Raw genomic sequence first — 12,875 nt, 5'->3', positions numbered from 1 at the left:
AGAGTCCTCGGCAACCGGCCATGCCGAAGCGCCAACACCATCTTGATCACACCAGCCACACCCGCAGCAGACTGCGTGTGCCCGATGTTCGACTTCACCGACCCCAACCACAACGGCCGACCAGGATCCCGCTGACCATACGTCGCCAACAACGCCTGCGCCTCAATCGGATCACCCAGCGTCGTGCCCGTACCATGCGCCTCCACCGCATCCACATCGGACACACCCAGCCCCGCATTGGCCAACGCCTGCTGAATCACCCGCTGCTGCGACGGACCATTCGGCGCCGTCAAACCATTCGACGCACCATCCTGATTCACCGCCGAACCACGCACCACCGCCAACACCCGATGACCATTTCGCCGCGCATCCGACAACCGCTCCAACAGAACGAGACCAACACCCTCCCCCAACCGGTCCCATCCGCCGCCGCCGCGAACGCCTTGCAACGGCCATCGGCGGCGAGACCGCCTTGCCGGGCGAACTCCGTGGACAGGCCGGACGTGAACATGACCGATACGCCGCCCGTGAGCGCGAGGTCGCATTCACCGCCACGCAATGACTGCGCCGCGAGGTGCATCGCGACCAACGACGACGAACACGCGGTGTCGATGGTGACGCTCGGTCCCTCGGTGCCCAGCACGTACGCGATGCGACCGGACAGCACACTGCCCGCGGTCCCGGTCAGCAGGTGGCTGGCGGCGGCGCTGCCGGATGCGATGACGTAGGCGAGGTAGTCCTGTGAGCTGCCGCCGATGAACACACCCGTCCTGCTCCCTCGCAACGAAGCAGGGTCGATGCCCGCCCGTTCCACCGCCTCCCACGACGCCTCCAACAGCAACCGCTGCTGCGGATCCATCGTGAGGGCCTCGCGCGGTGACACCCCGAAGAAGCTCGCGTCGAAATCCGCCACACCCGACAGAAACGCGCCCGTTCCGTTCACCTCCGGGTCACCCCAGCCGCGATCGGCAGGCCACCCGGTTACGGCGTCGCCGTCGGCACTGACCAGTTGCCACAACTCGTCCGGGTTGGTCACCCCACCCGGGAACCGGCAGCTCATCCCGACGATCGCGATCGGCTCGTCCACCCCGGTCGCCGGCAGCGGCGGCGCGGCCACCGGCTGCTCCTCGGCTCCGGCGATGCCGCCGAGCAGCTGGTCCACCATGGCGTTGGGTGTCGGGTGGTCGAACACTAGCGTCGCCGGCAGGCGGGTGCCGGTCGCCACGGACAGCCGGTTGCGCAACTCCAGCGCGGTCAACGAGTCGAACCCGAGATCCTTGAACGGCCTGTCCGGCTCGACATCGTCCAGAACCGCGTCGCCCAGCACCGCGGCGACGTTCGTCACCACGAGGTCGAGCAGGATCCTGCGGCGCTCCCGATCTGACGCTCCGGCGAGCAGCCGGGCCAGTGCCGAGGCGCCGGAGGCGTCCCGCGCGTCCACCACGCGGCGGGCCGGGGCCTGCACGAGCCCGCGCAGCAACGGTGGCACCGGTGCCGACCCCGCCTGGGCACGCAGGGCCCCGACGTCGATCGGGATCGGTACCAGCAGCGCCTCGTCGAGACCGAGGGCCGCGTCGAACAGCGCCATTCCCTGCTCGGAGGACAACGGTGACACCACTGTCCGGCTGATCCGGTCTACGTCGGTGGCGTTCAGGTGCCCCGTCATGGTGCTGCGCTCGGCCCACAGTCCCCAGGCCAGCGCGGTCGCGCGGTCACCGCCCGCCCTCCGGTGGTATGCCAGCGCGTCCAGGAACACGTTCGCGGCGGCGTAGTTCGCCTGGCCGGCGCCGCCGAGGACGCCAGCGCCCGAGGAGAACAGCACGAACGCCGCCAGCCCCATCCCGGTGGTGAGCCGGTGCAGGTTCAGCGCGCCGTCCACCTTGGGCCGCATCACCGCGTCGATTCGCCGGCTGTCGAGCGATTCCACGGTCGCGTCGGCGAGCACACCGGCGGCGTGCACGACCGCCGTCAGCGGGTGGCGTTCGGAAATGCCCGCCAACAGGTCCGCAGCGGCCGTTCCGTCAGAGACGTCACAGGCGGCGATCGTGACGTGCGCTCCCATGGCGACCAGCTCGCGCTCGAGGTCGGCCGCGCCGTCGGCGGCGGATCCCCGCCTGCTGACGAGCAGCAGGTGCCGTACACCGTGCCGGAGCACGAGGTGACGGGCGATCAGACCGCCCAAGGTGCCGGTGCCGCCGGTGATCAGCACCGTGCCCTCGGGAGCGAACCCAGTGGGCATAGTCAGTACGAGCTTGCCGACATGCCGCGCCTGGCTGAGATACCGGAACGCCTCCTTGGCACGCCGCACGTCCCAGCTTCGAACCGGCAGCGGCGTCAACACGCCGTCGGCGAACATTGTCATGATCTCGGTGAGCAGCTCGCCCATCCGGTCGATCCCGGCCTCGGCGGGGTCGACCACCTGGTACCGCACGCCTGGATGCGTGCCAGCGACCTGCTCGGGATCGCGCCTGTCGGTCTTGCCCATCTCGGCGAAGTGGCCACCGCGGGGCAGCAGGCGCAGCGACGCGTCGACGAACTCGCCGGCGAGGCTGTTCAACACCACGTCGATGCCGGCGCCGCCGGTGGCGTCGAGGAAGGTCCGCTCGAAGTCAAGTGTCCGGGAGTTGGCGATGTGCGACTCGGGCAGCCCCATCGCGCGCAGGGTGTCCCACTTGCCGGTACTCGCGGTCGCGTAGACCTCCGCGCCCCAGTGCCGCGCCAGCTGCACCGCCGCCATGCCGACGCCTCCCGCAGCGGCATGGATCAGCACCGAGTTCCCGGCACGCAGCCCCGCGAGGTCGCGGAGCCCGTAGTAGGCGGTGAGGAACACGATGGGCACCGACGCCGCGGTGGCGAAGTCCCAGCCGTCCGGAATGTCGGTCAGCAACCGCTGGTCGGTGACCGCCACTGGGCCGAACGAGCCGCTGAACACACCCATCACCCGATCACCGGCGGCGAAGCGGGTTACCCCGTCGCCGACCGCGACGACCACTCCGGCTCCTTCGCTGCCCATCACCTCCTGGTCCGGCACCATGCCCAGCGCGATGGCCACGTCCCGGAAGTTGAGACCGGCGGCGCGCACCGCGACCCGGACCTGCCCCGGCCCCAACGGCTCGTCGAGGTGCGGACAGGCGACCACGGTGAGACCGTCGATCGTCCCGTCGCCGGCGGCGTCCAGCCGCCACGCGGCGTCACCACCCGGAACTGACAGGACATCGGGGGACGCGGACCTGGCCAACCTGGGCGTCAACACCCGGCCGGACCGGACGGCCAGCTGGGGTTCCCCGCTGCCCAGCCCGGCCAGGACCGCGTCGGCCACCCCTTCTGTTCCGTCGAGGTCGAGGTCCAGCAGCCCGAAGCGGTCCGGATGCTCCGTCTGCGCCGCACGCACCAGCCCCCACACCCCGGCGTACGTCAGGTCCCGGACGTCCTCGCCCAGCCGGGTGGACACCGCGGAACGCGTGACGAACACCAGCCGGGCCCCCGTGCACCTCGGCTCGGCGAGCCAGGCCTGGACGAGCGCCAGCACGTCGACAGCGGCGGTCCGCGCCCGTTCGGCGAGGTCGCGCCCTGCTTCCCCACCGAGCGGAACGAGCACGATATCCGGCACGGTCTCCTCGGCGAGAAGTTCGTCGAACGTGGCGTAGCGCGGGACGCGCAGAGCGCCGCCGAGCCCGAGCCTGTCGGCGCCGACGACCGCCAGACCGCCGGGGCCGACCGGCTCGGGCTGTGCGCGCACCGGGGTCCACGCGAGCCGGAACAGCGAGTCGTGGTGCGTATCGCCACTCCGCAGTGACTGCTGCGTCGCCGGCCGGGTCCTCAGCGAATCGACCGAGAGAACCGGGTTTCCCGCCTCGTCGGCCGCCTCGATCCGGACCGACCCGGTGGCCGACACCCGGAGCCGGACCCGCAGTGCCGCGGCGCCGCTGGCGTGCAGGGTGACGCCCCGCCACGCGAAGGGCAGCATGCCCTGCCCTGCCTCACGCATGAACGCGCTCCACCCCACCGCGTGCAGCGCGGCGTCCAGCAGCGCGGGGTGCAGGCCGAAGTCCCCCGCGTCGCCCCGCACCTGCTCAGGAAGCACGACCTCGGCATACACGTCGTCACCGGCGACCCACACCGTGCGCAGACCCTGGAACGCCGGGCCGTAGGCGAACCCGGTCTCCGCGACGCGGTCGTAGAGGCCGTCGAACTCCATCTGTTCCCCGCCGGCAGGCGGCCACTGCGCCAGGTCGGAGGACGGGGTGGCGCCGCCCGCGGCCAGGATGCCGGTGGCGTGGTGTGTCCACGGCGCGTCGTAGGAGGCGGCCTGGGGCCGCGAGTACACGTCGACGGACCGCCGCCCCTGGGCCTCCGGTTTCCCGACCACGACGCGCAGCTGTGTGGCGCCGCTGGCGGACAGCACCAGCGGGGTGTGCAGGGTGAGCTCGTCCACCCGTTCGCAGCCGACCTGGTCACCCGCGTAGACGGCGACCTCCACGAACGCGGTGCCGGGGAACAGGACGGAACCCATGACGGCATGGTCGGCGAGCCACGGCTGCGCGCGCAGCGACAGCAGACCGCTCAGCACGAGCCCGCCACCGTCCGGCAACTCCATGCCGGCGGCAAGCAGCGGGTGGTCGGCGACCGACAGTCCCGCCGCGGTCACGTCACCCGCGCGCGCCCTGCTCTCGACCCAGTAGCGCCTGCGCTGGAACGGGTACGTCGGAAGATCCAGATCCGGCACGCCGGTGCCATGCAGCGTCGCCCAGTCGATGGGCACGCCGCCCACATGCGCCTCGGTCAGCGAAAGCATGAACCGGGCAAGGCCGCCCTCATCCTTTCGCAGCGTCCCACCGGTCCATGTGGGGCGCTCGGACTCCTCCAGGATGGCACGGGTACCGAGCGTCAGCACCTCGTGCGGGCTGCATTCGAGGAATGCGTTGTGCCCGTCCGCCAGCGCGGCTCGGACGGCCTGCTCGTAGCGGACCTCCTGGCGCAGGTTCTGATACCAGTAGTCGGCGATCAGGTCCTTGGTGTCCAGTCGGGTCCCGGTCAGGGTCGAATAGAAGGCGATGTCCGACGTGGTGGCCGCAACCGGCGCGAGCACCTCGGCCAGCACCGGCCGCAGCGCATCCACCTGTGCGGAGTGCGAGGCGTAGTCCACCGCGATCCGGCGTACCCGCACACCGTCCGCCTCCAGTTCGGCCACCAGCGCGTCCAGCGCCGGCGCGGCGCCGGAGAGCACCACCGCTGCCGGCCCGTTGATCGCCGCGATCGAGAGGTCCACCCGATCACGTATCCGCTGCCGCACCTGCTCGACAGGCAGCGCCACCGATGCCATACCACCGCCTGGCGCGAGCTCCGCCAGCGCACGGCTGCGGAGAGCGACCACGCGGGCGCCGTCCTCGAGCGACAGCGCGCCGACGAACACGGCCGCCGCGATCTCGCCCTGCGAATGACCGATGACAGCGTGGGGACGAATGCCACACGACCGCCAGAGCTCGGCCAGGCTGACCATGACCGCGAAGAGCGCCGGTTGCACGACGTCGACCCGGTCCAGCGCCGGTGCGCCGGGCGACTGCTCGATGACCTCCAGCAGCGACCAGTCCACGTGGGGCGCGAGGGCGGCGGCGCACTCACGCATTCGCTGGGCGAACACCGGGCTGTCCGCCAGCAGTTCGGCCGCCATACCCGCCCACTGCGTACCCTGGCCGGGAAACACGAGGACGACCTTGGCCTCCTCGACCGCGACCCCTTCGACGACCGTCGGGGACGGCCGCTCCTCGGCGACGCACGTGAGCCCGCGCAGCAGGCCGTCCATGTCCGCGGCGATGACGCCCGCCCGGTGCCTCATGTGCACCCGCGCCGTCGCCAGTGCGAGCCCGACCCCGTCGAGCGAGTCGCCGGTCCGGTCGGCAAGGTGGTCGCGCAGGCGCGCGGCCTGGTCCCGCAACGCTGCCTCGGTTCGGCCGGAGATCAACCACGGCATCGGCGCCCGCCCCGCCGGGACGTCCACCCGCTCGGGTTGCTCGATGATGACGTGCGCGTTGGTGCCGCTGATCCCGAACGAGGACACGCCGGCCCGGCGGGGCCGGTCCACCTGCGGCCACGGTCGGGCCTTGTCGAGCGGTCGCACCGCACCCGAGGTCCAGTCCACCTTCGGGGTGGGTTCGTCCAGGTGCAGCACGCGCGGCAGGTGACCATGCCGCATCGCCAGCACCATCTTGATCACGCCGGCCACGCCGGCCGCCGCCTGCGTGTGCCCGATGTTCGCCTTGACCGCCCCCAGCCACACGGGCCGGTCCGCGGGCCGGCCCTGGCCGTAGGTGGCCAGCAGCGCCTGTGCCTCGATCGGGTCGCCCAGCGCCGTGCCCGTACCGTGCGTCTCCACGACGTCCACCTCGGCGGGCGACAGCCGGCCGTCCGCCAGTGCCTGCTCGATGACCCGTTGCTGTGCCGGCCCGTTCGGCGCCGTCAGCTCGCTAGACGCGCCGTCCTGGTTGACCGCGCTTCCCCGGATGACGGCCAGCACCGGGTGGTTGTTGCGCCGCGCGTCGGACAATCGCTCCAGCAGCAGCTGGCCGGCGCCCTCACTCCAACCGGTGCCGTTCGCGGCGGCGGAGAAGGGCTTGCACCGCCCGTCGCTGGCAAGCCCCTCGCCGGAGAACTCGAGGAACGAGGCCGGCGTCGCCATCACCGTGACACCACCGGCCAGCGCCAACGTGCACTCACCGTTGCGCAGGGACCGCACAGCGAGGTGTATCGCCACCAACGACGACGAACACGCCGTGTCCACCGTCACGGCGGGGCCTTCCAACCCGAACGTGTACGCGATCCGGCCCGACATCACACTGCCCGCGTTGCCGGTCATCAGGTGCGTGCCCGCCGCGTCCGGCGACGCCGACGCCAGTTCCACGTACTCCTGGGGAGCGCCGCCGACGAAGACACCGGTGGGCGTGCCGCGCAGCGATCCCGGATCGATGCCCGCCCGTTCGAACGCCTCCCACGACACCTCGAGCAGGAGCCGCTGCTGCGGATCCATCGCGACCGCCTCGCGCGGCGAGATCCCGAAGAACAAGGGGTCGAACATCGCCGCCTCGTGCAGGAACCCGCCACCGGGTATCTGCCCGGCCTCCTGCGCGGCGAGCACCTCGCTGCCCCAGCCCCGGTCGGTCGGGAAAGCGCCGATCGCGTCCACGTCCGAGGTGAGCATCCGCCACAACTCGTCGGGCGAGTGCACGTCGCCCGGGTAGCGGCAGGCCATGCTGACGATCGCGATCGGCTCGTGCCGCTGGGACTCGATCTGTTCCACGCGCTGGCGAGTCTGCCGCAGGTCGGTCGTCACCAGCTTGAGGTAGTCGAGAAGCTTCTGCTCGTTGGCCATACGCCGTCCTCGATGGAAGTGGTACCGACTAGTGCGCCTCGGGTTGGCCGGGCACGTCTTTCTCGTCCGCGTGGGCGAGACCGAGGTCTCGGGTGATGTACTCGAACATCTCGTCGGCCGTGGCCGAGCCGAAGTCCACGTCGGGGGCGTCGCCGTGATCGCGGCCCTGCCTCTCCTGCCACTTCGCGACCATGGCCCGCATCCGGCGCGCCACCGTGTCGTAGCCGCGAACCGAGCTGTCCAGTTCGGCCAGGCCCGCCTCGAGTTGGGCAATCGCGGCAAGCACCGCAGCCCTCGTGGTCGACCCGTCCGGGCTGACCAACTCACCGAGCCGCGCGGCCAGGTCGACCGGCGTCGGGTAGTCGAACAGCAGGGTGGCGGACAGCCGGAGCCCGATCGCCGCGCCGAGCCCGTTGCGCAGCTCCAGTGCGGTCAGGGAGTCAAGGCCGAGGTCGAGGAAGCCGCGGTGACGCTCGACCTGTTCCGGGGACGAGTGCCCCAGCACCGCGGCCACGTGAGTGCGGACCAGGTCGAGCAGCGCGCGTTCCCGTTCCGGTGCGGATAGCGCCGCCAACCGCTGTCGGAAGGTGGGTGCCGCCCCGCTCGCCGCCCCACGTCTGGGACGTACCGGTACGAGGTCCCGCAGGAGCGGTGGCACATCCTCCGCGTGCACCCGCACCGAGGACACGTCCACTCGCATGGGTACGACGACAGAGTCGCGTCCCCGTTGCGCGGCATCGAACAGTGCCAGCCCCTCGGAAACAGACAGCAGGGCCATGCCGCCCCGCGCCAGTCGGGATCGGCCCGGCCGCGTGACCTCTCCCGCCATGCCGGTGCCACCTCCCCACCCTCCCCATGCCAGGGAGACCGCAGGAAGGCCGTTGGCGCGGCGATGTTGCGCGAACGCGTCCAGGAACGCGTTAGCCGCGGCGTAGTTCGCCTGTCCCGGGCCACCGAGAATGCCGGCGGCCGAGGAGAACAGCACAAACGCGGACAGGTCGAGGTCCTTGGTCAACTGGTGCAGGTTCACCGCGGCGTCGAGCTTCGGGCGCAGCACGTTGTCGACCCGCTCCGGTGTCAGGGCCGCCACGACACCGTCGTCCAGCACGCCGGCGACATGCACGACGCCGCGCACGGGGTGGTCCGGCTCCGCTTCGGCCAGCGCGCGGCGCACCGCGCCGGCGTCCGCGACGTCACCGGCCACCACCGTCACGGCCGCGCCGGACCGCATCAGGTCGGCGACGAGGTCGGTCACGCCCTCCGCCGCCCCGCCTCGCCTGCTCATCAGGAGAAGCCGGCGCACCCCGTGCACCTCGACAAGATGGCGGGCGACGAGCGGTCCCAAGCCGCCGGTGGCGCCGGTGACCAGCACCGTCCCGTCCGGGGTGAACGCGCTGCCGCTCCCGGCTTCGGAGATGGTGGCCCTGGCCAGCCTGGGAACAAGGAACTGTCCGGCACGCACGGCCAGCTGCGGCTCACCCCAGCCAGGCAGCTCACCCATCGGCGGGACGGACGGACTCCCGTCCAGATCCACCAGGACGAACCGGGCGGGGTGTTCGGACTGTGCCGTGCGAACCAGTCCCCAGACCGCGGCGCCGGCGAGATCCGCGACATCACCATCGGTCTGCGTACTGACCGCGCCCCTCGTGGCGATCAGAAGCGTCGAGGAGGCGAAGCGCTCGTCCCGCAACCAGTGCTGGATCGCGGCCAGCACCCGGTGTGTCGCCGCACGCACCGCCGCCACAACATCGGTGTCCGCGACCGCCTCGGCGCACACCGGCATGACCACGACACCTGGCACATCGTGTCCGCCGTCGATCGCCTCGGCCAGCGCGGCCAGGTCGGCGTACTCGCCGTCGCTGTCGCCGAGCACCAGATACGGCTGTGGCGCCTGCCCGGCAGAAACCGGGGTGAAGGGGCGCCAGCGCACGGTGAACAGGCAGTCGGGGCCGCCCTCCGGTGCCCGGGCGACACCGTCGGCCGCATGGACTGACAGCGCCCTCACCGAGGCCACCGGCCGGCCTGCGAGGTCCACCGCGGTGATCGTCACCGCGTCCACGCTGTCCGGTGCGATACGCATGCGCAGCGCCACGGCGCCCGTGGCGTGCAGCGACACCCCCTGCCACGCGACTCGACCGCCGGCGGGCAGGGGCAGCAGTCCCGCGGCGACCGCCGCACGTGCCGCCGCGTCGAGCAGGGCGGGGTGCAGCCCGAACCGGTCGACGTGCTCGCGATGGTCCTCGGGCAGTTCGACCTCCGCGTAGACGACGTCGCTGCCGGCGTCGCGCCACAGGGTGCCTGGGGCTGGCCCGTCGAGGGTTTCCCGCTCCGCCACGACCGCGCCGGCCGCCGGCCACTGCTCGATCGGCTCGGGGAGCGGTGCTCCGTTCCGGGCCAGCGTGCCGGTCGCGTGGCGGCGCCACGGCTGGCGCTCGTCCGCTCCGTCCGCCCGGTAGTGCACCTCGACCGGGTGCCTCCCGGCGTCGTCCGGCGCGCCGACCACAACCTGCAGGCGCACGTTCCCCTCCGCCGGAAGGACAAGCGGTCCGGCGAGCTGTAGTTCCTCAACCACGTCGCAGCCGACCTCGTCACCCGCGCGGATCGCGAGTTCGACCATGGCGCTCGCTGGGAGCTCAACGCAGCCGAGGACTTCCTCGGTCGCGAGCCAACGGTGTGCTCGCACGGACAGGCGTCCGGTCAACAGGGTCGTGCCGGCGTCGGCGCGTACCACGCACGCGCCGAGCAGCGGGTGGTCGACCGGATCAAGGCCGAGCGCGGCGGCGTCCGTCGACGTTTTCCGCGCCGGCCAGTACCGCCGGCGCTGGAACGCGTATGTGGGCAGGTCCGTCGTGCCAGCTCCGGCAGGGGCGAAGAACGCGGGCCAGTCCACCGCGGCGCCGTACGTGTGCAGGCTGGACAACGCACCCACCACGCTGCGCGTTTCGGAGCCGGTGGACCGCAGCGCGGGGACGAACGTGATCCGGTCGTTCTCGCCGAGGCAGTGCTGCCCCAGGGTGGAGAGGGACTCGTCCGGCCCCAGTTCCAGGCACCGTGTCACCCCGGCGGCGACGAGCGCGTGGATGCCGTCGGCGAACCGGACCGTCCCGCGAGCGTTGCGGCCCCAGTAGTCCGGTGCGCACAGCTCAGCACCGACCGGTTCGCCGGTGACGGTCGACACGATTGCGATGGACGGTGAGCGCCAGGTCAGCTTCTCCGCCGCCCGCACCAGGTCGGCGAGGATCGGGTCCATCCGCGCGGAGTGGAACGCGTGGCTGACACGCAGGCGTTTGGACCTGCGACTCTGGGCCTCGAACACGGCCGCCACCGCGGCGACAGCGTCCTGTTCTCCGGACAGCACAACGGCCTCGGGTCCGTTGACCGCGGCCAGGCTCACCTCGCCGTCCCTGCCGGCGAGCAGGGGGGCGACCTCGTCCGCAGCGGCCTGCACCGCCACCATCGCCCCACCCGGCGGCATCGCCTGCATCAGCTCGCCCCGGGCCGCGACCAGTGAGCAGGCGTCCGCGAGCGACAACGCACCGGCGACGTGCACGGCGGCGAGCTCGCCGACCGAATGTCCCATGAGGACGTCCGGGCGCAGTCCCCACGACTCGACGAGCCGGAACAACGCCACCTGGACCGCGAACAGCGCGGCCTGCGCGTACCGCGTCTCGTCGAGCAGCGCCGCCTCCGGCGAATCCGGCGCGGCGAACACGACGTCGCGAAGCGGTCGGTCCATGTGGGGGCGAAGCCCGTCGCAAACCTCGGCGAAGGCGCGGGCGAACACGGGAAAGGCGCCCGCCAGCTCCCGCCCCATGCCGAGATGTTGGGTGCCCTGCCCGGAGAACAGGAACGCGGTCTTGCCACCGGCGGCGGTTCCGCTGGTCACCGACGGATCCGGCCTGCCCTCGACAAGGGCGGTCAGGCCCCGCAGGAGCCCGTCGCCGTCGGGTGCCACCACCGCGGCGCGGTACTCGAACGCGGAGCGGGTGGTGGCCAGCGAGTGGCCGATCGTCACCGGGTCGAACTCACCCGCGCACGTCGACAGGAGGCGTTGGGCCTGGGCCGCGACGGCCTCCGGTGCCCGTGCGGAGATCACCCATGGGATCGCCGGTAGGCCCGCGCGGCCGATCTGCCCGGGATGAGAGGTGTGGTCCGCCGGAGGCGCTTGTTCGAGGATGAGGTGCGCGTTGGTGCCGCTGATCCCGAACGAGGACACCCCGGCACGTCGCGGCCGACCCGTGTCGGGCCATTCCTGCTCCTCGGTCAACAGGTTGACCGCACCGGCGGACCAGTCCACATGGGGCGTCGGCTCGTTGACGTGCAGCGTTTTTGGCAGGCGACCATGCTGCAACGCCAGCACCATTTTGATCACGCCAGCGATGCCAGCGGCCTCCTGGGTGTGCCCGATGTTGGATTTGAGCGATCCCAACCACAACGGCCGACTCGGGTCACGCTGGCCATAGGCTTCCAACAACGCCTGCGCCTCGATCGGGTCACCCAACGTGGTACCGGTGCCGTGTGCCTCCACGACGTCCACATCTGACGGCCGGAGGCCGGCATTTGCCAACGCGGCGCGAATCACGCGCTGCTGCGACGGACCATTCGGCGCCGTCAACCCGTTCGACGCGCCGTCCTGGTTCACCGCGGAACCGCGTACCACCGCCAACACCCGATGGCCGTTGCGCTGCGCGTCCGACAACCGCTCCAGTAACACGACCCCAACACCCTCACCCCAGCCCGTTCCGTCCGCCGCGGCCGCGAACGACTTGCATCGCCCATCCGCCGCGAGGCCGCCCTGCTTGGCGAAGGCCACCAGCGGGCCCAGTGTGGTCATCACGGACACCCCGCCCGCCAATGCCAGCGAGCACTCGCCGTTGCGTATCGACTGCACCGCTACGTGCAACGCCACCAGCGACGACGAACACGCGGTGTCCACCGTCATGGCGGGGCCCTCCAAGCCGAGGGTGTAGGCGATCCTGCCGGCCAGCACACTCCCGGACGCCGCGGTCGCCAGGTAGTCACCAGCACCGGGCACCGTGGCCAGCACGGTCATGAACTCGTGCGCCGACCCGCCGATGAACACTCCGGTCCTGCTACCGCGCAGCGACCGGGGATCGAGGCGTGCCCGCTCGACCGCCTCCCACGAGGTTTCGAGCAGCAGCCGCTGCTGCGGATCCATCGTGACGGCCTCACGCGGCGAGATACCGAAGAAACCGGCGTCGAAGTCGGCTGCGTCGGGCATGAAACCGCCACACGGCGAAGGTTCGCCCGCCGCCACGTCCCAGCCACGGTCCGTGGGCGGCCTGCTCATCGCGTCCGTGCCGGTGTGTACGAGCGACCACAGCTCCTCCGGGTTCCGCGCGCCGCCGGCGTAGCGGCACGCCATCGCCACGATCGCCACCGGTTCGGTCGACAGGGCCGCGAGCCGCCTGTTCTCCTGTCGCAGCCGGTCGTTCGTGAGCAGCGCGGCACGCAGCGCGTCGACGACCTGTGTCGGCGAGGTGTCCTT

1 protein-coding gene and 2 pseudogenes are annotated in these 12,875 nt (G+C 71.6%); all 3 read right to left on the bottom strand.

Annotated features, from left to right (window positions below; translation table 11 throughout):
* Positions 1 to 53 precede the first annotated feature (53 nt).
* A pseudogene (locus GA0070604_RS34310) lies at positions 54 to 320 on the bottom strand (hypothetical protein); the annotation flags it as partial.
* Positions 317 to 7,366, bottom strand: a complete 7,050-nt coding sequence (locus tag GA0070604_RS33540) for a type I polyketide synthase (protein ID WP_091118416.1) — start codon at positions 7,364 to 7,366, stop codon at positions 317 to 319. The pseudogene GA0070604_RS34310 and the gene GA0070604_RS33540, both read right to left, overlap by 4 nt.
* Before the next feature lie 28 nt (positions 7,367 to 7,394).
* Positions 7,395 to 12,833: pseudogene (locus tag GA0070604_RS34470) on the bottom strand (type I polyketide synthase); the annotation flags it as partial.
* Positions 12,834 to 12,875: the final 42 nt, after the last annotated feature.

The organism is Micromonospora eburnea (assembly GCF_900090225.1).
Classification (GTDB): domain Bacteria; phylum Actinomycetota; class Actinomycetes; order Mycobacteriales; family Micromonosporaceae; genus Micromonospora; species Micromonospora eburnea.
This window is presented reverse-complemented; position numbering and strand designations above follow the sequence as displayed.